The organism is Sphingobacterium sp. B16(2022), from assembly GCF_012030425.1.
GTDB classification, from domain to species: Bacteria; Bacteroidota; Bacteroidia; order Sphingobacteriales; family Sphingobacteriaceae; genus Sphingobacterium; species Sphingobacterium anhuiense.
Map to the genome: position 1 here is coordinate 137,850 of NZ_JAAUVN010000007.1, position 22,696 is coordinate 160,545.

The window sequence follows — 22,696 nt, forward strand, 5'->3', positions numbered from 1 at the left end:
AAAATACTTGTAATAACAACTTTGTCTATATATATTTGCTTCCCGCTTTCAAGATGTAATGTCTATGAAGGTTTACTACCACATTATTCATCGTAAATTTTAAAAAGAAAATTTACAGATTCTTATAAGATCACCATAGTGAACTGATTGTTGTCACTATTTGTTGGATCTACAATTTGTTAAATCTGTTTGCAAAGGAAAAGCTATCCGTCAAGGTGAAGGAGGTTTTGATTTGTGTTTTTTGAATTGTTTAGACAATTAAAGCTTAAACGTTTTAAATACACATCTAATTTTATGGACATAAACATATTTATATAAATTAATTAACAAACTAAATAACATGAAACAAACATTACTTAGTTTTCTCGTTGGGGGGATGATTCTATCATCAGTAGCATTCGCTCAAGAGAAGAAGATTAGTGGACGTGTTACATCAACAACTGGCCAAGCGGTACCAGGAGTTACTGTTGTTGTGAAAGGAACTAATCAAGCTACCCAAACCGATGCAAACGGTAACTATTCATTGAGTGTACCAGCAGGCAAGGTAGTTTTATTTCGCTCGATAGGTTTTGGCGAAAAAACAATCCTAGTTAATAACAATACTTCAGTTTTTAATATATCATTGGAAGATAATACTAATGCGATAGAAGAAGTTATTGTAACGGCAAATGCAATCAAAAGAGAGAAAAGATCATTAGGTTATTCTGCACCTGTTCTTAAAAGTGATGAATTAACGGAAGGAAGAAATTCAAGTGCCATCGGTGCTTTAGCAGGTAAAGTTGCTGGTGTTAATATTACTTCGACATCTAACTCTCCAGGAAGTTCTTCTCGTGTTGTCTTACGCGGTGGATCATCCATTTCAGGTAATAATCAAGCCCTTATTGTTGTTGATGGTACTCCAATTGACAATTCAAGCGTTATTGGAGGTGCATCATCATTATCCAGTGTTGATTTTGGTAACCGCGGTAATGATATCAATCCTGATGATATTGCAACTGTAACAGTTTTGAAAGGTCCTGCTGCAGCAGCTTTGTATGGTTCTAGAGCATCAAATGGGGCGCTGATTATTACAACGAAAAGTGGTCAAAAGGGCGCTAAGAATGAAATTACTTTTAGCTCGACCAATACGATGTCTTCTATTTTGAAATTACCAGAATTTCAAAACCAATATGGACAAGGTTATTCTGATTACACCAAAGAAGGAGAACTTTTTTTCGTAAATGATCCAAAGGAAAACTGGTCATGGGGAGCTCCTTTTACAGGTGAGATTCAAGAATGGGGACAAGCTATAAATGGTGTTCGTCAGAAAAAAGCTTATTCTGCAGTAAAGGATAATGTAAAAGATTTTTTTGATCTAGGTTTAGCATCAGATAATAACTTAAGTTTTTCAGGCGGATCAGATAAATCTACCTTTTATCTTGGTTTAAATGCTTTAAACTCAAATGGTGTTTATCCTGGTAAAAAAGATACCTATAATAAATACGGTGTTCGTTTTAACGGATCAACAGAATTTTCTAACAAATTTTCTGCTGGTGTTTCCTTTAATTATAGCCGTATCAATAGTAATAATGTTGGTGGTGGTCAAGGTGGAGGTTCCGTGTACAACAATTTGTTGCAAACGCCACGTGATATGGATATTACAAGTTTCAAAGATTTATCCAATCCTTACAACAGTTACGGTTTTACAGATGCAAATGGTGTAGAACGTAATGATGTTTATGGTTACTATGGAGCATATTCAAATAACCCATATTGGGTATTGGAGAACTACAATAATTACAATGATGTAAATCGTATAACAGGTAACTTTAATGTTAATTATAAGCCATTAGAGTGGTTAACTTTCCAAGAGCGTATAGGCTTGGATAATTATACTGATCGTCGCCGATCAGAATCTCCAAAATATAGTTTCATACCAGCAGATAATACATCTGGAAATTATTCAGATGCGAATATTCAGACAGATCCAGGACAGTATAGAATTGATCAATATAATGTGAATGAAATCGTACACGATTTTATGGCGACAGCTACGCATTCTTTCAATGATGATTGGCAAGCATCTTTCATGTTGGGTAATAATATTCGTCAACGTAAAACCTCTAATATTAGCACCGCAACAAATGCAAGTGGCGGTTTAGTAGTACCAGGATGGTATAATTTGGCTAATAGTAATGGTCCATTAGATTTAATAGAAGACTCTTGGAGTAATAGAAGATTAATTGGAGTATATGGAGATTTAAATGTTTCATACAAAAACATTGCATATTTACAAGCTACTGCTCGTAATGACTGGTCTTCAACATTGCCAAAACAAAATAATTCATTCTTTTACCCAAGTGTAAGTGGATCATTTGTTCTTTCTGAATTATTTACCTCAGAACTGAAAAATAAATTTAATTATGCAAAACTTCGTGCTAACTGGGCACAGGTTGGTTCTGATACAGATCCATACCAATTATTAACGACCTTTTCTCGTGGTGAAATCAATGGTGGTTTTGGAACAACAACCTTTCCATTTGGTAATGTTTCGGCATTGATGTCAAGTAGTACGATCGGTAATACAGAGTTGAAGCCAGAGATCACTACTTCTTTTGAGATTGGTGCTGAATTAGGTTTCTTCAACAATCGTTTATACGCCGATTTTACATACTATAACAACAATTCAAAAAATCAAATCTTAAGTATTCCAATTCCTGCTTCTACAGGATATGGTTTTAGTTTAGTAAATGCTGGTAAAGTTAAGAATACTGGTGTCGAGTTAACATTGAGAGGTACACCTGTCAAGACTGAAAATTTTACTTGGGAGATGTTCGGAACCTTCACTAAAAACAACAGTGAGGTTGTTGAGTTGATGAATGGTGTTGAGCAAGTTTCTGTTGGAGGTTTCTCTGGAATGAACATAGTTGCTGCAGTAGGCCGTCCTTATGGGGAGTTTTATGGAGTTACCAATGCTAAAGATGAATTAGGTCGTACAATTGTTGACCAAAAAACAGGTTTACCAGTAGTTTCTTCTTCACCTCAATATTTAGGCACATATAATCCCGATTTTCAAGCATCTTTGGGTACTAACTTGACATATAAAAATTGGTCAATGAGTGCTTTATTTGATACTAAACAAGGAGGTGTTTTCTATTCTAGAACAAAAGATATCTTAGGTTTTGTGGGTACATCTGCTGAAACTGGCGGAGAGCGTTTTGGTCAAATTTTTCCCAATTCGGTATATTTAGACGCTGCTGGAAATTCGGTAGTAAATACAACTGCAACATACGATAAAGTGGATTACTATCCGAATATGGAGGCAGGAGTTAATATTGTAGATGCAACTTATATTAAGTTGCGTAATCTTACAATATCTTACAAGCTTACTAAAGATCAATTAAAGAATACTCCATTTGGAGCGGCTTCTATAGGATTATTTGGGAACAATTTATTTATCTGGACGCCTAGCGAAAATAAATATGCTGATCCAGAAGTAAATTCTGCGGGAGCTGGCAATGCGCAAGGTTTTGACTTTACAGCTCAACCTTCGTTAAGAAACTATGGTATCAACCTTAAGGTCTCATTTTAATAGCAAGTAAAGTATGAAAACTATATATTTAAAAAACGCTAAAAAGCTTTTAATATTAGCTTTAATTGGCACAGTTGGTTTGACAGGATGTAATAAGTTTTTGGATATTAATGATAATCCAAATAACCCTGAACAAGCTACTCCAGGTTTATTATTGCCTACAGTAGAAGCTGCAATAAGTCAAGTAGTGGGGAACAATTTTCAGGTTTATGGTAATATTTGGGGACAATATTGGACACAAAATCCTACCTCATCACAATACCGTACTTTAGATCAATATAGGATCGTTAATTCAGCAATGGATCGCCCTTGGTTGATTCTTTATAGAAATGCTTTGAATAATGCAAATTTGATTATCGAAACAAAGGCATCAGCAAATGAAAATTATAAAGGTATGGCTTATATTTTGAAAGCATATACTTTTCAAATTGCAACAGATGCTTTTGGAGATATTCCATTATCTGAAAGTTTGCAGGCAGCGGGTAATTTAAATCCTAAATACGAAGCTCAGGAAGTTGTATATGATTCAATTTTCAACTATATTGATAAAGGTCTTGCTTTATTGCAAACGAAGCAAGCTATTCCTGTAACGAGTCAAGATATGCTATTTAACGGCGATCTAAATAAGTGGAAAGCTTTTGGAAATACTTTAAAATTAAGAGCATATTTAAGAATTTCGAATGTTGATGCTGCTAAAGCATCAGCAGGAATTAAAGCGCTTTATGCTTCAAGCCCAGTTTTCCTAGATGAAGATGCAACGATTAATTATACTACCACTGGAGGTAACGAGAATCCATTTTATAATGAAATGGTAGGTTTAGGTAAAACTCAAAATGTGGTAGCTAGTGGAACAGCTGTAAAAGCCTTTGTGAAAAACAATGATCCAAGAGTTTTTGCATTCTACGAAAAAGTAGTTAATAATGATGGAGTCGTTCAGGACACCATCGCATTTATTAATCAAGGAACATATAGTGCTAATACAAAGAAATTGGTGTCATCTCCGTCACCTTTAGTAGGCGGACGTGCAGTTGAGCCAACATCAGCAGTAGCACCTGTTAAATTGATTTCAAATGCTGAAAGTTTGTTTTTGCAAGCAGAAGCTGTTGTAAAGGGCTGGGGGGCTGGTGATGCTAAGGCGTTATATGAATCTGGTATTACTTCGAGTTTTAAGGCAACAGGTTATGCTGCTGAAGCGGCAAATTATATTGCTAAGGCTCCAGATGCTGTATTTTCTGGAAATGTAGATTCAAAAGTAAAGGCAATTATCACACAAAAATATTTTGCATTGTGTGGTTTTCAAGGATTTGAGTCCTGGACTGAATGGAGAAGAACAGGTTATCCGACATTCTTTACTACGTCTGCTGCTTCTACCTTAGGAGAAGGTAGAATGCCTTTAAGAATGCCATATGCAAATAGTGAAGCAACCACTAACGCAAATTATCCTGGCAATGTAGTTATCTATACACCCGTATGGTGGGATGTTAAATAACAATTTTAAGGTTATAATTTTTAAAAAGCGATCTCGAAAGGGATCGCTTTTTTATTTTTAGCAATCTATATAAAACAATAGTTTTATATATTCATCTTGGAAAATTGATTGACCCAGTAGTTTATTATTTTGAAATGAACATATAAAGTGGTTTAATAGAAAATAACTGCATCTTTTTTCAAAGATTAGGATATTTACAAAAATAAAAAGTTTTAAAAAATATAAAAATAATAAGAAATATGAAGAAGTTTCTATACATAGTGACCATCTTTTTTGCTGGACAAGTGGCCCTTGCTCAACAAAAATCTCAATTGAAAATATTTCAAATTAATATCTGGCAGGAAGGAACAATGGTTCCAGATGGCTTTCCAGCTATTGCAGATGAAATTATTGCTAAGAAAGCAGACGTAGTGTTGTTTAGTGAGGTAAGGAATTACAATAACACAGATTTTGTACAACGAATCCTGGCAGAATTAAAAAATAAAGATGCCGTGTATTATGGTATATCCAGTGAACCATCTTTAGATGTTGCTTTCATTTCTAAATTCCCTATTAAGGATCAAAGACCCTTATATACTGAAGCCAATAAGGTGGGTAATGTGTTAAAAAGTAAAATTCAAGTAGCAGGTAGAAATTTTACATTTTATGCTGTTCATTTGGATTATACTAACTATGCCTGTTATCTGCCTAGAGGGTATGATGGTGTTACCTGGAAAAAGCTTGATCAGCCGATTGTAGATGTAGCAAGCATAATAGAAGCAAATAGAAAAGGAAAGCGGGACGAAGCGATACGTGATATCATTCTAGATGCAGATAAAGAAAGTAATAGTGAGACGATTGTAGTTGCCGGTGACTTCAATGAACCGTCCCATTTAGATTGGACTAGTGAAACAAAAGATTTGTTTGATCATAGAGGTGCTGTAGTTCCATGGGACTGTTCTGTATTATTAACCGAGGCTGGCTTTGTAGATAGTTTTAGAGAAAAATATCCCAACCCAGTTAGTCATCCCGGTTTTACTTATCCAGCCTATAACAAAGATATCGCTATTGATAAATTAGCTTGGGCGGCACAGGCAGATGACAGGGATCGTATTGATTATGTTTATTATAGAACAAATAAGCCTTTAAAAGTTTCTGAAGTTAAAATTGTTGGCCCTTCTGGAACAGTAAAGTATGGTAAAAAACAAGATGAGGATAGTCAGGATGAATTTATGCTACCTGTAGGAGTATGGCCCACTGATCATAAAGCTTTATTTGTCGAGTTGGAGTTTTAAACTTTTTGAAGCGTCTTATTTTTAAGATAAATGCTTAATAAGTGTAATGACAAAAGGGCGACTAAAGGTGAGGTTGCCCTACTGTAATGTTTTTCTGAAAGTAAACTAGATTAACTTTAAAATGCAAAAATGATGTAAGTATAATTGTTTGTAGTATCAAAATTGTAAGTAAAGGTTGAGAATCTGATACCAAGAATTCTAAAGTAAGATTTTATAAAAAGAAGAGGAGTGAAAATTTGAAAATTTCACTCCTCTTTTGATTATTTAATATTTATTACTTTTTATCCCACCAAACTCGGCCTTGAATACTTGATGGATCACCAAAATCTGGATCCTTTCGCATATCGTCAATAGCAGAGTTTCTATTATCAAAGTTTAAATCACCTTCCAACGCATAATTAATTACAAACCTTCTTGGAATTTCTAAAGTTTGACCTTCATTGATCCAATCTTCAAAAATAAGTTTTGTATTTTTATTAGGCATTCCTGTTCTTTTAACTAAAGCCCACGCCTCATTAAAATTTCTAAAGTAATTCAAATAAGCCTGCAGTATAATCTGTTCAAGACCTGTAGTAGATTTGAACACAATATCAGAACGTAATTTAAAGTTTGTAATTTCACTATCCGTTAATGGAACATAGTCATAAACTTGTGCAGTTTTTGCTAGATTATCATAAAATTTAAGTGAAGCATCCACTCCTTTATAATATAGCTCTTCTGCATTTTCATTAGACCAACCACGTTGAGCCAGTTCTGCTCGTGCAAAACAAAGTTCGGCATAAGTTAAGATCGGAATAATTCCCGTTCCCCTACCGGCATTGTTCTCTGGTTGAAAAAGACGATCTTGAATTCTTGATACCGTATCTAAAGTAACCAAATTATCCCCATCTTTAATCTGGTATGGGTTTAAAAAACGAGTTTTGATAGGATTATTAGGTAATTCTGGATTAGAAAACTGACCGTAGTATCTTCTTGTATCAAATTTTGCAGTTTCATTAATTACACCTTGCTCTTTTGCTTTTTGGAAATTTTCTTCGCTCCACTGATTCGGACGGAAGAAGAATCGTAAACGAGGATCAGTGTTATTCCACATATAATTAACTACGCCATGCTCACCAACGAAAAGACGTCCGTTTCCTGTTATATTCCAATTACCTCCAGACGTAAATTCCGTACGAGCTGATAACATCCAACTGTCAGATGCATTTTCCATTAAACCAGCAGGATGGCTCAGCACATCCCGAACGATAGTTTTCACACGCTCGGGGTCTCTTTTCGAAAGTCGAAGAGCAATTACTAAACGTAACGAATTGGCTGTCTTAGCCCATTTTTTTGCGTCACCACCAAAATAAAGATCAGCTGTACCGTAGTTAAATTGTTCCACAGCTTGAGTGGTATTTAAAATAGTTGCAGCCTCTTTTAATTCGGTTTCAAAGATTTTATAGAGTTCATCTTGTGTATTGTATTTCGGTTGCAGTGTACCTCCATATCGTGCCTGAAAGGCTTCATCATAAGGAATACTGCCATTTACGTCTGTCACATACCAAGCTTGTTGTACTCGCAAGACCGTAGCGATAGTTCTTTTATAAAGATTTCTAGCACGTTCATCTTCAGGCATTTTATCAATAGTTTGTTTTATATCCTCTAAAAGAGGACCTACATCTTGAAAAAAGCGTCCATAACGATTATTAGCATTTGCTGCATTATCTGTTACAGTAAACGTATTTCCAGTTCTTTGTAAGAAAACACGGGACCAACGACTTATATAACTATAGTTATCGTAATAAGCATCAAAATCATTATCATTAGTAGCGATAATCGCTCTTGATAATAAGTAATCAACTGGTAATTTAGTAACGGCATCAGGATCGGTATTATATTCAGCAAACTTCTCCTTACTGCAGCCTACAAAATACAAGCTAAATAGTATTAAAGCATATTTATACAATGAGGTTTTCATATTTATAATCATTAGAAGTTTGTATTTATTGTGAAAGAAAAATTCCGGATCATTGGAGAGCCACCACCCAAGAATGCATTGATAGAGCCAGATGATCTATTATCCTCTGGATTGATATTATCTGGTAAAGTATTATACAGATAGCCTAAATTACGGGCAGTAAGAGTAAGTCTCAAATTATTCAATTTTAGACGTGAAGCAGTTTCAGTTGGTAAATCATAGCTGAATGATACGTCTCTTAAAATCAACCAAGATGACTTAAATGTTGATAATTCACGAATTCCATTACCCCATCCGTAAGAATTGTTATAATAATTGACAGCACTGATCGGCAATCGCCATCCTTTGTCTACAGCCTCTTGATAAGACATCCCAGATAGATCATTACCATTGACAACAGTTCCTTGACGGAATACCGCATCAGGTATAATACCCCAAGCTTCATTACCATTAGCATCTTTGTAGGCGACACTTCCAGCTTCTCCTTGTCTACCATAAAGTGAACTTGCAATCTGTCCAGTCTGCATTCCATAATTGTAAGTAGGAGAATAGACCATACCACCAAATTTTGCATCCAGCATAAAACTAAACGAGAAAGATTTGTAGTTAAATCTATTTAATAAACTTCCCATAAAGTCAGGCAGTGACGAACCTATTGTTACTTCTTTTTCTAAGCCCTGTGCGTAGTTTTGAGAACGCAAATAGTAACCAATATTTCCAGTCGTTGCCATAACTGGCTTTCCATTATTCACATGATCAATGGGATTTCCTGCACCATCTCTTGCTTGAAAACGGGCGTGGCCATAACTGGCAACAAGTGTCCCATAATCACCACCGACTTTTGCTATAGAGCGGATACCATCATCTGCATCAAGTTCTTGAACCCCAGCGCCAAATGGAAGACTGATGATTTTATTGCGATCTCTAGAATAATTAAAATTTACATCCCAAGAAAAATTTTGTGTTTTAACAGGAGTTCCGTAAAGCCGAGCTTCAATTCCTCTACTTCTAATATGTCCTCCATTCACCAAAGCTGCAGTGACGCCACTTTCTTGAGAAATTGGCACTGAAGTGATCTGATCGATCGTATTTTTAGTATAATACGTAAAATCAAAACCTAGTCTATTTTTCAACATTTTAAGTTCAGTTCCGATCTCATAGGTATCACTACTCTCTGGTTTTAGATTCCGGTTTCCTAATGTTTTTGAGTCGAAACCATAATTCGGAATACCACCATAAGGAGTATTTGCAGTATAATATCCTGTCATTGCTCTATAAGTGGACGTTCCTCTGCCGACTTTATTGTAGGACATTCTTAATTTAGCAAAGCTAAATATATTTTCAGGAAGTTTCAGCGCATCCGACAATACCCAAGACAAATCGGCCCCTGGATAAAAATAAGAAAAATTACCTGATCCATCGGGATATACTAGACTTGAATCCCAGTCATTCCGACCGTATAGGTTGAGCGTCAGCCAGTTTTTATATGTTACAGCTGTTTGGAAAAAACCTGATACAATACGGGATTGATTCGGTTTATCTTCATTCACAATAGCCGGAAGTTTAGAATTTGATAGGCGAAATACATCGGCGATAAGCATCCCATCAGTTCTTCCATACATACCATTGCGTAAGGAATGATTGACCTCTCCACCCGCTTGTAGTGTGAGTTCAAAATCTTCTGTTTTTTTTGTGAAATTTAAATTTGAGCGATACCGAGTCTGTAGAACCCGTGAACTCCTGTTATTATAAGAACCTCCGTTGAAACCTTCTTCCTGACCTCGATTTTTCATTTGACGGTTAGTACTAAAAAGATTCGCAGTGAAATTATTCTCCCACATCAACCAATCTGTAAAATTAATACGAGCATTAAATGTTCCTCTAAAATTATCTTCGATTTGTTGTTGTTTTTGTTCATAAAGCGTAAATAATAGACTTGCTTTACCAGTAGGATCATCTTGGGTGACACCTCCATTTATAGCATCTTTATAATTATCTTTCCAATAATTAAGGTCATAAGAACGTGGCATACCATATGATAAACCGTACATTACATTATTGCCCATATTCCAACGTTCACCCCCATATTGTGGATTGAAACTTTGACTATTGACATAAGTAGCACCTGCATCGAGAATAATCGATTTACCCATACGATGGGTAGCTCTTAAATTAAAATTATTTCTCGTGAGCTTGTTATTGGGCGCCACTCCTGTAGAATTGGTATTGGAATATGACATCCTGAACGTTGTTTGTTCATTTCCACCTTGAAGTGATAGGTTGGAATTATTGTATCTTCCTGTACGGAATAGATCTAATGGATTATTGTTCGTTTGAAAAGGAACGAGTCTTCCATCTACATCTTTTACCGTTCTACCATCAAATTTTGGACCGAAACTATAGCCATAATTTGTTGTTGGAATCTGTTCATAACCATCTGTTCCTGCTACATATACAGCATTTGGATTAGAGCCGGGACCATATTTATCTTGCATATCAGCAGTAGCATATGGTTTATCAAAGCCCTGCGTGTGTGTAAAGCCAATACCAAAACCTTTTTGTGAATATCCTTTTTTTGTTGTAATCAGAATAACCCCGCCGGCCGCACGGCTTCCGTACAATGCTGTTACAGAACCTCCATTTAGAACTGAAATTGTTGCTATATCGTCTGGACTGATATTCTTAAGAACATTCCCAAAATCCTGGTCTCCACCTCGATTAGGAAGTACAACTTCTTCATCCATAATAATTCCATCAACAACAACCAATGGGGTATTGCCATATTGGTTTAATGATCCCGCTCCCCTGATCTGAAATCTAGGAGTAGACTGTGGTCCTCCTGTTCCGACATTGACTTGCAATCCTGGAACCATTCCTTGCAATGCAGCAATTGGATTTATTGCGTTTGTTCTACGGATTTCGTCACCACTAATTTGTGTCATGGCATAACCTAATTGTCGTTTCTCACGCGACTCGCCTAGACCTGTAACCACAACTTCATCTAAGGATGCAGCAGTTTCTTTTAAGCTCACGGTCAGACTCTTATTACTACTGATAGTAATTTCTTCACTTTGATATCCGATCATCGAAATACGAAGCTTATCTCCCTGATTAGCAGAGATGGAAAATGTTCCATCATGTGAAGTTTGTGCAGCCCGATTTGAGCCGATAACGGTAACTGTTACCCCCGCTATAGGTCCCTTTTCATTAGAAATTGTGCCCTTGATGGTTTGCTGGGCAAACAAGGAGGTTGCACTAAATAGCGTGCATAACGCAATTCCAGTGTTTTTTTTAAAAAATACATGCATAAAAAAATAGGTAAAATAAAATTGTTTAGTTAGTTGGCATTATTCTGGTAATTTTTTCTTTGGTTAGTTTATTGTTTTTATGTTAGTTAGTTAGTTAGTTAGTTAGTTTGAATTGTTAAATTATCGTTGACATAAATTAACAAGATTATTAATTCTCAAATTAATAGAATTAAAATGCGTAATAATGTTTGATTAGTACTTAACAATAAGAAGAATATCCTAAAAGAGAATTATGACTAAAAAATAAAATCTTTATGAAATTCTTTTCTATTGTTAAGAATAGGCTTTACAAATATAAAAAAAAACACAAAGATTGAAATACTTATTAAAAAAAAAATAAAAGTTTTTTACCCCAATATTATACTTTTTTAGCCTGATTTTATTATTATCTGAAATATAAAAAGTATATCTTGACCGTTATAAATTTGAATAATACTATTTTAAAATTATTGATATTCTGGTTAAAAAGATTTTTGATGATGAGATAAAAACTCAAAATTTAGATGTGTATTTTCTACTCTGTTGCTGTAATTATATATTCAAAATAACTTGTTGATAGCGCTTTCATCTTACTTATTTGTATCTTTATATTATGAATAAATTATCCCATTTACCACAAAACAAGCAGGAACAATTAGCCGAAATTGTAGATATTATTTGCAATATTGCTGATCCAGCTATGGTTATTTTGTTTGGTAGCCATACTTCGGACAAGTGGGTTGAGGATGAATATGAGGAACGGGGAGCCACCTATTCTTATATAAGTGATTATGATATCTTGGTTGTACTACCAGAAGGTGATAGAGAAAAGGAAAACGAAATCGCTAGTAAAATTGAGAATAAGACTTTAAAATATAAAAATGATGTGAGCCCTATAGTTCATAGTTTCAATTATGTAAATAAGGGACTCGAAATGGGACAGTACTTCTTTCGTGATATCATCAAGGAAGGGATTGTTTTGTTTGATACAGGGGAATTTACATTTGTAAAATGTAAGCCTTTAACTGCACAGCAGATTAAATCTCTTGCAATTCAATATTATGATAAATGGGTTAAGAGTGGATCTAGGTTTTTAACGTTAACTAAAGTAATTAGTGAGGAGTTTCTAAGAAAGAAACTACCTTTGAACGAGTTAATTTTTAACTTAAATCAGTCTGCGGAAAAATTTTACGGAGGAATTCTTTTAGTGTATACTGGGTATAAACCGAAGACTCACAGATTAAAAGCATATCGGAAATATGCTAAACATATATCAGAAGATTTAAATCATGTGTTTAAATATCCTTTGGAAGATGGGGAGGAAAATAGGCTGTTTGATATCTTAAATAAAGCCTACTTAGACGCGCGTTATCAAGACGACTATTATATTTCTCCTGACGATTTCAAAAAATTGATTAACAAGGTTGAGCTATTAGAACGAGTTGTTATTAAACTTTGCGAATTGAGAATTTCCAATCTCTAATATGAATAAGATTATTTGCGGTCTTTTCTTAGTGGCAAATGTTTTGGCATTTCTACGCTGAAGTTAAAAACATCTGAGGGTTGTACTTCTAAAGCCTTACATACTGCAATAAGGCCACTTATTGACATGTTATTTTCTCCTCTAACTATACGATAGACTTGACTGTAGCTGAATCCTGTTCTATCTTCAATATCCTCTAAAGTGATTCCTTTGTCTTTAGATATCGACCAGAGTCTATCTCTGACCAATTCTAGATTCTCTTTATCTATATATTGTTCGGCCATAGACAAAGAGACATTTTAAAACATTTATTTATTATTCCAAATTTGGAATAATTAAAAGTACTTGCTATATTTGGATATTCATTCGTTGGTAAAGGCGTGAGAAACCAAAAACCATGCAGAATGAAACATATAAACTTAAATAAATTCATTACACATATAGAGAGGTCCTCCCTTAATTTAGGGTCGCGTAGTTTCTCACGCTCAACCATTGAGCAAGGGAGGTACCTTTTCTTATTTTTAGATCTTTCTAAGATTTTCAAATTAAAAAAACTTAGATCTATTGAACCACCTCCCGTATAGCTATATTTTTTCTCTTTCAAACTGGAATTCTTTATTAAATTTTAGATAAGCAATCTAATCTACCTATTAAGTTGTGGAAAATTATTGTGATTTTCTGCTTCTTTGGTATTTACTTCTTTTTGAATTAATTAAAATATGGAGTTAATAAAACTATTTGGAGCAACCAAAAAAAATCCCCCTTAATCTTTATGCGGTTACAAGACATTATGATGTCTTCAAATCGATGAAAGCGTACCGTAGACCAGTATATTACCTTTATGATAACCATTTAACGCTTTTCGATTCCTGCAATTTATTAATATCCTGAGCACGAGCTTATGGACAGCTGATTAGTATCATTTGGAAGCTGTTCTGATTATCTATTGCACAAAGGAAAATGCCAAAATTATAAACCTTAAATACTTAGCGAAGCGATCTCTTTCGTGCCATTAAGTATGATTTAACTTATGAAAAAAATGAACAATTTTTATAAGGGTGGGAGAGTACATGCCTATTTTAAGGGTATTATCCAGTCCATTTGTAGGATAAGAATCAAGTGCAATATGCACGGGATATTACCTAAATATTCCGTTACTAAAAAAGCACTTGAAAATAATATTGCACATACAAGTAATGTTGATTTTATCAGTCAATATGCCTTCGGTGAAGGCTCGAAAAATCTCCGGGAGGACTCTCATTGTCGACTAGATGTCGAAGAAAAAATATCAAAAAGATTAAATTCTTATTTTTTCCTGACCAAATTAACACCAACTTCTAAGTTTCTGCGACTGGGCTTCGACTCGGCCTCGGGATTTCATCGGCTACAGCGCATGAAAAGTCGAAGTATAGTCGAGCAAAACCCGAGTGGATGTAGAAAAAAGGGTAGAGAAAAAGAAAAGAAAGTAAGTAGGAGCTTTCTAGATATGGCAAACAGCAAATCGAAGCTTTTTCTAGGGGGTACCCGCTGTATGCCTACTTTTAACAAGCTTCGGATTTTGTTTTACCTCCGGACGTCGTTGCACCGTATGGGCACCGTACCTCTCCCGTCCCTGCACCAGGAAAAGGACGGTGCAGGTGTTTTGCAAGTACTGCGCAGTTACAGTGAAACTTACTACAAGGTTAAAAGAAGGTTAAAAGAAAGTCCGAACAAGATCGGAGCAGATGGCTTTGCTTTTTTTATGATTTTCATGAAGATTGTACTTGCTAAAATCGTTGTGAAAGTACGGTTAGTGTACAGGTTATTCACTAACGCCCTACTGAAATGGTACGGGAAAGGTACTGAGAAGCTACTGGAGAGCTACCAAATAGGTACTAACGGCAGTAGCTTGGCTGCGGACTTGAAGGCGACAGCTGGTGAAGCACCGAACTTCAATAGGCGAAGGGTAGATCAAGCGTCCGTAAAGCGTTGCATATGCATAGATAAAGCATGGATAGTGCGTAAAACGGTATCCGTTTACACACTACTAACGCACTGTCAACGCTTTATACCTGCTTCATCCATACTTGATCTATACGCTAAAAGTGCTTTATTTCAAATAAGCGTTTTTAAGCACCTGAAAATCTTAAGCTGGGTTACGATGTGGTCTTGTGTTAATAAGTTGGCAAATCGCTTAAAAACCCCTTTAAATAACATGTTAAGTAGTGTTCACGATGCTGTCAGTGAGTGGGGTGTTTATGAGTTTCGAAAATTGATGGGTATTTCTTTCAACGCATTGAATAATATAAGGACTTATTCTTTACTAGTCCTTATGTTTTTCAATCTTCTTGATTGTTTTTTAATGGAATTGAAGAGCATCAGAACTTATTCGCTATTAGTCCTGATGGTTTCTATGTTTAGTTTATCAGCTCAGACGCCCCGCAAGGACAGCGGGGCTGATGGGTTATCAGATTTGTTAGCACTGCAACCAGGTGATAGAATTCCCGATGCGGTTTTATCTTATAAAATGGAGATTTTAAATACGATAAATAACCAATCAGAATGGCTTTCACTTGATGACATAAAAGAAGATATCATCATTTTGGATCTATGGGGGACATGGTGCACATATTGTATCAATAGTTTTCCTCATCTTTTTCAGCTCCAAAAAACATTTGCTGGAAAAATCAAGGTATTACCTGTTGTTAACCAGTCGAAAAATGTGGTAAGAAAAGCATTAGAAAAACAGTCTATTAAAGATATTGATGGTTTTTTTACAGCCTTAGATAATAATATTATCAACACATATTTTCCTTCTTCTGGCTATCCGCATATTGTCATCATTTTTCGCAATGAAATTGTTTCAATTACATTACCTGAGTATGTTGAATCTAAAGTGATTGAGCAGTTGTTAAATAAACATATCTCATATTTACCGTTAAAACGTGATGCTAGTAAGGCGAAAGATACTCCATTATTACGGGCTTCAATGAATGATTTAATACAGTATAAGCCGCTTTCTTATCGTACTATATTGGGGTTTCAAGATGGTCTGATTAGCAATATAATTTTAGAAAAAGATATAAATGGTACAAGGTGGCTTGTGCCCAATATGGATATTATGTCTTTGTTTGAATTGGCATATTTTGATTATGATCATCCTGTAGAAGATCTTGTTGGTTTGGCAAACTATCCCAATAGGCGCATCTTATTAACATCAGAATTGGCACCACTATTTTTACCTAAACCTTTAGGGGTATATCCTCGGAATTCACGTTTAAATATACAGCGAAAATACTTCTACACCTACGAAAATATAAGTTCAAGAATTCTAAATGCGCAGGAGTTAAAACATTTCCTCGCTAAGGACTTGGATAACTATTTAGGCGTTCAATCTCGGTTGATGAAAGTGCCAATGAATTGCTATGTGTTAAAAAAATTAAAAGATTTTGTCGGTCCTAAGATAGAAATGATGGAGCAGAATTCATTTTTACGGTATATAAATCATCCAGTATTTGAATTGCCACCAGTCATTCTTTTTGAGAAAAATAGAACCATTCCGAACCTAAATTTAGAGGAGAGGCCTTATAATTTTATTGAGTTGAAGAACGAGTTGGAATCTAAGGGATGGACTATTACCTCTGAAATACATCCAATTTTAATGCTCGTATTTTCTAAAGAGGTATTTCCTGATGTCAAATCATTTGGTAAACTGAACTTGACTTCACATGGTTTCACTACTCTTACGGATGAATTATGAAGAATTTATTAATCTTTTTTTTTATAGTTTTTAGTTTAAAGACTATGAATGCATTTTCTCAGGGAAAATGGAATTATGAGGGCGTTGTTAAGGATTCTCTAGGTAGAGGTATTGCAGATGCGAACATAAAATTTCTTGGATGTCAACAGACGGTCATGACAGATAGTAAAGGTGCTTTTCACTTGTCTTTGGATCTTAAGCAAGTCGATGTTGAAATATCGCATGTTAATTTTGAGCGTTTTAAAACTAGCTTGTCAGGGAATAGGGAGAATTTGGTCTTAATTATGACAGGAAAAACATCATTGATTGATGAGGTGATCGTTTCAGGATACCATGAACAGAAAAAAACAAAAAGTGTAGGATCTTATGAAGTGATAAAAAAGGAACTTTTGGATCGAACACCAAGTTTTGATTTATTGTCTAAACTTGAACATGTCACTACAGGGACATATTTTGATAGGTCGGCTTATTCTGTAAATGATAATGGTAAAGCCATAGAACCGAAAATTTTTATGCATGGTGTAAGTACATTGAGAAAAGCGGCGCTTGGTGGTAGCAAACCTTTGATTGTGATTGATAATTTTCCATTTGAAGGTGATCTTAATATGGTCAATCCGAATGATATTGAAAGTATAACACTCTTGAAAGATGCTGCTGCTTCTGCAATATGGGGTGCAAGAGCTGGAAATGGTGTTATTGTCATAACGATGAAAAAGGGAAAATTTGATAGCCGAGTTTCTCAAGATTTTAAAGGTACTATACGTCTGGATTTGAAGCCTAATCTTTACAGTCATCAAGTAATTAATAATAAAGATTTAATAGATGTTGAGCTGTTTTTGTTTGAGAAAGGGTTTTTTAACAATAAACTGAACAGCAGTAGTAAACCTGTGATATCACCTGTGGTCGATTTGCTCGATCGACATAGAAAGGGACTTGTTAATACAGCATATTTATCTTCTGAGTTGGCTAGGTACGGTCAAATAGATATTCGAAATGATATGTTGAAATACATGTACCGAAAAGCTACGTTGCAACAATATAACTATTCAATAAGTGGTGGATCAGAGAAACTGAATATGATTGGGCAACTTGGGTATGATAGATCATTGGCTAGTTTACGGAGTGATAATAATCGACGTACCAGTGGTCAACTATCTGCGGAAGCTAAATTGAGTCGCTATTTTAAATTGTCTGGACGATTAGTGTTCTCAGATTTAAAAACTTTAAGTGCGCTTGCAACCGATTTTTATTCGGACAACGGATACCCATATCCTTATTTAAATATTAAAGAAGGTCAAGAAAATTTGGCAATTCCATATAAATACAGAATGTCTTATATAGATACAATTGGAAATGGAGATTTGTTGGACTGGAAATATTATCCGCTTGATTATATTGATGAACCGCCAATATTGACAAATCGAAAAAATATAATTACTGATTTAGGAGTTCAGTTTTTTCCTTTAAAAGGTATGACTTTGGATGTGAAATATAGGTATAATTACTATGATAGTAAAAGAGAAGAAAGCTACAATATGAACTCTTTCTATACTAGAGATTTGATTAATCGTGGTATGCAGGTGATCAATGGAAATATACATTATAATTTTCCATATGGAGGGGTTTTAAGGCAACAGAATGCTTATTTGGAAGACCATAATTTCAGAGCACAACTTGATTACAAACTCGAAATCAATAAAAATAGAATTTCAATTTTAGTAGGTTCGGAATGGCGGACTAAAAAAGATCGATCACTGGGGAATATTATCTATGGATATAATCCTGCAAATCTTTCCTTTGTTTCAAATATTGATTTTACAAAACAATATCCAACCTATGGCGGATTAGGAGGAAATAACGTTTTGCCGTTTAATATTTTTCCCAATACGGATATCACAACTAACTTTTCTTCTTTGTATGGTATACTTGATTATGATTTTAATACTAAATACTTACTGTCGGCTAGTATTCGTAGAGATGCTTCTAATCTATTTGGAGTAGAAACAAATAATAAATGGACACCATTATGGTCCGTTGGCGCAGGGTGGAATTTGCATAATGAACAGTTCTTTAATTTAAACGGAGTCAATTTGTTAAAATTAAGAGGTTCATTTGGATATAGTGGAAATGTTGACAACAGCATGAGTGCGCTGACTACTATTCAATATTTTGGTTATAATAATTGGACTGTTCCCTATCCAATGGCTCGAATCGTTAATCTTCCAAACAAAGAATTGAGGTGGGAAAAGTTGAAAAATATTAATCTAGGAATAGATTTCGGTTTTTTCGATCATGCAATTACAGGAAGTGTAGATTATTATAGTAAATATACGTTTGACCTTTTTGATTCGCATCCATTGGATCCAACTAGTGGAGCCTCCTCCATGATATTGAATGCAGCTAATACAAAATCTAAAGGTATTGATGTTAATTTGAATTTTTCGAAAGGTAGCCATGATTTCAGATGGTCTGGAGCGTTATTATTTACCTACAATAATAGTTGGATTGTAAAAACTTTAACAGAGCAATTATCGCCAACATCATACGTCTTGAAAGGAGGTCTGTCTAATAAGCCTGGGGACATGATTTTTAGTTTATATGCATATAAATGGGAAGGTCTAAATCATGAAGGAAAGCCTCAAGGTTTATTGAATGCAGAAAAAAGTGTTGCATATTGGGATATTATGGGAAGTAAGAATCTAGATGTCTTGGATAGGGTTGGGTCAGCAAGACCGCTTTATTTTGGTTCGTTGAGAAACAATTTCTCATACAAGCAGTTTGGTGTTTCTACGACTTTTAGTTATCGTTTGAAATATTATTTTAAAAGGAATAGTATTAGCTACCAATCACTTTTTAATAAGAATGATGGTCATATTGATTTTTATAACAGATGGCAAAAATCTGGAGATGAATTGGTAACAAACGTACCCGCTATGACTTATCCAATTGATGATGGTGCTGATCTATTTTATAAAGATGCGACCATTTTAGTGGAACCTGGTGATTTTATAAAATTACAAGATATAAGACTCCAATATGTGCCACGTATGTCTGTAACTTCTAAGATTAAGTATTTGGAATTGTTTTTAATGGTGGAGAATGTTGGTCTATTATGGAAGGCGACTAAGCTAAATATTAATCCCGAATATTTAGGTAATATACCTGCGCCAAGAAACTATAGTATGGGAATTAAAATGAATTTTTAAATATAAATAATACGATTATGAGCACAAAACTAATATTCATGATGATGAGTTTTTTATCATCGATACAAATCTCATGTAATGATTTTTTAGAAGAAAAATCCGATATGTCGTTAGCTACAGTAAACTCAAAAGCAGATTTATATGCATTAATGGATTATACGGTATCTATGAACCAAGGCTATGTCTCCGCTGTCGGAGATATAGCGTCTGATGATTTTTTTATTCCAGATCAATATTATAGGGCATTGAATCAGCTATCAGATAGGTCTGTTTATGTGTGGGAGAGAGTACCCTTGGCAGATTGGTATTGGTTGTCTTATGGTCGAATCTTGAATGTGAATATTGTTTTAGAAAATATAGACAAGATACAGATGAATAAAGTTGATAGAAATAATCTAATGGGTATTGGTTTATTTTTTAGAGCATTCAGTTATTTTGATCTTGCACAAATCTATTCAAAGGCTTATGATGATAATGATGTCATTTTGGGGCCGCCAGTAAAGAGTAATTCTGATGTAAATGATCCGCCAATAAGATTGCCTCTTAAAACAACGATAAATAGTATAGTGGAAGACCTTAAAGTAGCGGCATCTTCTCTCCCAGAGCAGAAATTAGCTTATCCTACGAGACCTAATCGTAGCGCAGCTTTAGGTTTATTGTCGAGAGTTTATCTGGCGATTGGAAATTTTGAAAAAGCACTTTTGTATGCTGATTCGACATTGAGTTCATATGGAAAGCTCATGGATTTTAATTTGATTAAAGATGTTAAAAAATATCCATTCGAAAGATTTAATGCAGAAGTTTTATTTTTTTCAATTCATTCTGCTGAGAACATGTCACGAGAATCAGTGTTGAGAATAGATACAAACCTCTACGAGTCTTATGATAGCAATGACTTGAGGAAAAAACTTTTCTTTTCTTTGCAAAATGATGGTTATTATGCATTTACAGGAGATTATTCGGGTAATTCCAATGCTCAAAAATTTAATGGTATAACAACAGCAGAATTGTGGTTAAATAAGGCTGAATGTCATACAAGATTAGGAGATCTAAAGTCTGCTTCTGATGCGATAGTTTTTTTTAGAAGTAATAGATATGTAAAAGGTATGCCACTTGCCCCCCTTCCTTTGGATAAAGAAGGACTATTAACATTAATATATGCTGAAAGACGAAAGGAGCTCTTGTTAAGAGGTATTCGTTGGATGGATTTGCGAAGACTTGAAGATAAATATATTAATAAAAAAGAACTCACTAGAAAACTTGACAGTAAAGAATTTAAGATCGATTTAAAAGAAATCAAAAATTTCACCTTTCTTATTCCTCAAAAAGTTATTGAATTGTCAAATATTAAACAGAATTAATAAATTGAATGTATGATAAGAAACGCCCAAATAATAAATTATTTGGGCGATTCTGCTATCAATTAGTCATTTGGCTTTCTTGAAATATCATGGTTTGTACTTGATGGATTAAGCATATCATTTTTTAATGAATTTAGAGTTGCTGCAGTTATATGTCCTGATGCATCGGGCTCAGCTTTAATTGCACAGACTTTAGGTGTGCTTGAGCATTGCGATGGATTTGTAGGAGAGCCAGTATTACTGTAGTTACTCGGGTTGGTCAAAGCACTGTCGTATCCCGAATCACCGGGATTTAAAGTGCTGTTGAACTCGAACCAAACTTCATCTATTGGTTGATCAAATTTTTCAACCAATTTAAACGAACTAAATCCTAAGATTGCAATTGTGGCTACTAGAGCCATTGCATTTTTTTTGATGAAAGTAATTGCTTTCATACTGAGGCCTTTTTATCGGTTCCAAATTAAGTTAATGGAACACGCTAAATCAAAAAAAGTTTACCTCCACAAAAAACTTTATTTTTATTAATATGATCAGTACTATGCTTTTACGAGGTGTTCCGGCCTTTTAATGCCTCGGCTGTTCTTTTTACGTGGTGCAGCGTCACGTATCATAATTTAAAGTTGTACCGGCCTGCCCGGGAATAAGGCGAATTTTCTCGGGAATATTTTTCTTATCCTACAAAATGTGATACGAAAGAAGATAATAAGTAGTACGAAAAACGTCTTATAGCGGACTGATTGTACTTTGTGCTGATCAGGGTTTTTATCTATGGGGTTGGTTGGTCCAGTCAAGTACCATCCCAATATAGATAGGCTGAAAAGAACAATATTCACAATAAGGTGCCAGTGCCACGAAAGTTCATTAAAAACAGAAGCACATCCACATGGTCGTTTTGAATACAATCCCATCACCCCAAGGCTAATATAGATGCTGAAGATGAATAACAAAATTGCTGATAAGAAGTAAGCCAAACGACGGTACTGTCCAATAAATAATAATCCGATAATCAGTTCTCCAATAGGAAGACTCCAATACAGGGTATCTGCCCACAAAGATGGAAATGGCTGTTTAAGTAACGCACTATGAAAAGTCTCCAAGTTCCAGAGTTTATCTGTAGCTACAAATAGCCAAAACACGATCATAAAGATATGGATGCTATTGCTGGTGATATGTCTTATCTTCTTTTTCATGATTGATAGTTTTACTATTTATTTTCTTCGCTTTGCTATTTATTTAAATTGCTAAGGCTAAGGTCGGGACTAAGATTGAGGATGGGTTGACGATTTTGGTTCTTAGAACCTGACGATTTTAGCCTTTTGTATTGCT

At 34.8% G+C, this 22,696-nt stretch carries 12 protein-coding genes; 7 read left to right on the forward strand and 5 right to left on the reverse strand.

The features are described from left to right. Positions 1–340 precede the first annotated feature (340 nt). From HCX49_RS24325 to HCX49_RS24335, 3 genes are all read left to right on the forward strand, one after another. On the forward strand, positions 341–3,571 hold the full coding sequence (locus HCX49_RS24325; protein WP_168128385.1) for a SusC/RagA family TonB-linked outer membrane protein: 3,231 nt from the start codon (positions 341–343) through the stop codon (positions 3,569–3,571). Between the two features lie 13 nt (positions 3,572–3,584). Continuing rightward, complete coding sequence (locus HCX49_RS24330; protein WP_168128386.1) at positions 3,585–5,060, forward strand: SusD/RagB family nutrient-binding outer membrane lipoprotein; 1,476 nt, start codon at positions 3,585–3,587, stop codon at positions 5,058–5,060. A 239-nt stretch (positions 5,061–5,299) separates the two neighbouring features. After that, the gene (locus HCX49_RS24335) at positions 5,300–6,334 is read left to right on the forward strand and encodes an endonuclease/exonuclease/phosphatase family protein (protein WP_168128387.1); all 1,035 of its coding nucleotides are present in this window, start codon (positions 5,300–5,302) and stop codon (positions 6,332–6,334) included. Positions 6,335–6,608: 274 nt separating this feature from the next. On the opposite strand, the gene HCX49_RS24340 is transcribed toward HCX49_RS24335, so the two are convergent. Then, positions 6,609–8,294: a SusD/RagB family nutrient-binding outer membrane lipoprotein gene (locus tag HCX49_RS24340; RefSeq protein ID WP_168128388.1), complete on the reverse strand. Its 1,686-nt coding sequence runs from the start codon at positions 8,292–8,294 to the stop codon at positions 6,609–6,611. Positions 8,295–8,305: 11 nt separating this feature from the next. Beyond that, positions 8,306–11,602 (reverse strand): SusC/RagA family TonB-linked outer membrane protein, encoded by a 3,297-nt coding sequence (locus tag HCX49_RS24345; RefSeq protein ID WP_168128389.1) that lies wholly within the window; start codon positions 11,600–11,602, stop codon positions 8,306–8,308. A gap of 592 nt (positions 11,603–12,194) precedes the next feature. Here HCX49_RS24345 and HCX49_RS24350 point away from each other — a divergent pair. After that, positions 12,195–13,064 carry a HEPN domain-containing protein gene (locus HCX49_RS24350; protein ID WP_168128390.1) on the forward strand — a complete coding sequence of 290 codons (870 nt, stop codon included), beginning with the start codon at positions 12,195–12,197 and terminating at the stop codon, positions 13,062–13,064. An 11-nt stretch (positions 13,065–13,075) separates the two neighbouring features. On the opposite strand, the gene HCX49_RS24355 is transcribed toward HCX49_RS24350, so the two are convergent. Further along, positions 13,076–13,348: a helix-turn-helix domain-containing protein gene (locus tag HCX49_RS24355; RefSeq protein ID WP_021190869.1), complete on the reverse strand. Its 273-nt coding sequence runs from the start codon at positions 13,346–13,348 to the stop codon at positions 13,076–13,078. 755 nt (positions 13,349–14,103) lie between these two features. Here HCX49_RS24355 and HCX49_RS24360 point away from each other — a divergent pair. From HCX49_RS24360 to HCX49_RS24370, 3 genes are read left to right on the forward strand one after another with little or no spacing between them, the layout of a single operon-like run. Further along, positions 14,104–16,803 (forward strand): TlpA family protein disulfide reductase, encoded by a 2,700-nt coding sequence (locus HCX49_RS24360; protein WP_168128391.1) that lies wholly within the window; start codon positions 14,104–14,106, stop codon positions 16,801–16,803. A 44-nt stretch (positions 16,804–16,847) separates the two neighbouring features. Next, on the forward strand, positions 16,848–20,009 hold the full coding sequence (locus HCX49_RS24365; protein ID WP_168128392.1) for a SusC/RagA family TonB-linked outer membrane protein: 3,162 nt from the start codon (positions 16,848–16,850) through the stop codon (positions 20,007–20,009). Between the two features lie 17 nt (positions 20,010–20,026). After that, positions 20,027–21,370, forward strand: coding sequence for a RagB/SusD family nutrient uptake outer membrane protein (locus tag HCX49_RS24370; RefSeq protein WP_168128393.1), 1,344 nt, complete (start codon positions 20,027–20,029; stop codon positions 21,368–21,370). A 62-nt stretch (positions 21,371–21,432) separates the two neighbouring features. On the opposite strand, the gene HCX49_RS24375 is transcribed toward HCX49_RS24370, so the two are convergent. Together HCX49_RS24375 and HCX49_RS24380 are read right to left on the reverse strand one after the other, a co-directional pair. Beyond that, positions 21,433–21,804, reverse strand: coding sequence for a hypothetical protein (locus HCX49_RS24375; protein ID WP_168128394.1), 372 nt, complete (start codon positions 21,802–21,804; stop codon positions 21,433–21,435). 180 nt (positions 21,805–21,984) lie between these two features. Continuing rightward, the gene (locus HCX49_RS24380; RefSeq protein WP_168128395.1) at positions 21,985–22,560 is read right to left on the reverse strand and encodes a MauE/DoxX family redox-associated membrane protein; all 576 of its coding nucleotides are present in this window, start codon (positions 22,558–22,560) and stop codon (positions 21,985–21,987) included. Positions 22,561–22,696 lie beyond the last annotated feature (136 nt).

Coding starts and splice junctions, on each gene's coding strand:
- HCX49_RS24345 (WP_168128389.1), bottom strand. CDS start 11,602: ATGCATGTATTTTTTAAAAAAAACACTGGAATTGCGTTATGCACGCTA.
- HCX49_RS24360 (WP_168128391.1), top strand. CDS start 14,104: ATGAACAATTTTTATAAGGGTGGGAGAGTACATGCCTATTTTAAGGGT.
- HCX49_RS24350 (WP_168128390.1), top strand. CDS start 12,195: ATGAATAAATTATCCCATTTACCACAAAACAAGCAGGAACAATTAGCC.
- HCX49_RS24370 (WP_168128393.1), top strand. CDS start 20,027: ATGAGCACAAAACTAATATTCATGATGATGAGTTTTTTATCATCGATA.
- HCX49_RS24325 (WP_168128385.1), top strand. CDS start 341: ATGAAACAAACATTACTTAGTTTTCTCGTTGGGGGGATGATTCTATCA.
- HCX49_RS24365 (WP_168128392.1), top strand. CDS start 16,848: ATGAATGCATTTTCTCAGGGAAAATGGAATTATGAGGGCGTTGTTAAG.
- HCX49_RS24375 (WP_168128394.1), bottom strand. CDS start 21,804: ATGAAAGCAATTACTTTCATCAAAAAAAATGCAATGGCTCTAGTAGCC.
- HCX49_RS24330 (WP_168128386.1), top strand. CDS start 3,585: ATGAAAACTATATATTTAAAAAACGCTAAAAAGCTTTTAATATTAGCT.
- HCX49_RS24355 (WP_021190869.1), bottom strand. CDS start 13,348: ATGGCCGAACAATATATAGATAAAGAGAATCTAGAATTGGTCAGAGAT.
- HCX49_RS24335 (WP_168128387.1), top strand. CDS start 5,300: ATGAAGAAGTTTCTATACATAGTGACCATCTTTTTTGCTGGACAAGTG.
- HCX49_RS24380 (WP_168128395.1), bottom strand. CDS start 22,560: ATGAAAAAGAAGATAAGACATATCACCAGCAATAGCATCCATATCTTT.
- HCX49_RS24340 (WP_168128388.1), bottom strand. CDS start 8,294: ATGAAAACCTCATTGTATAAATATGCTTTAATACTATTTAGCTTGTAT.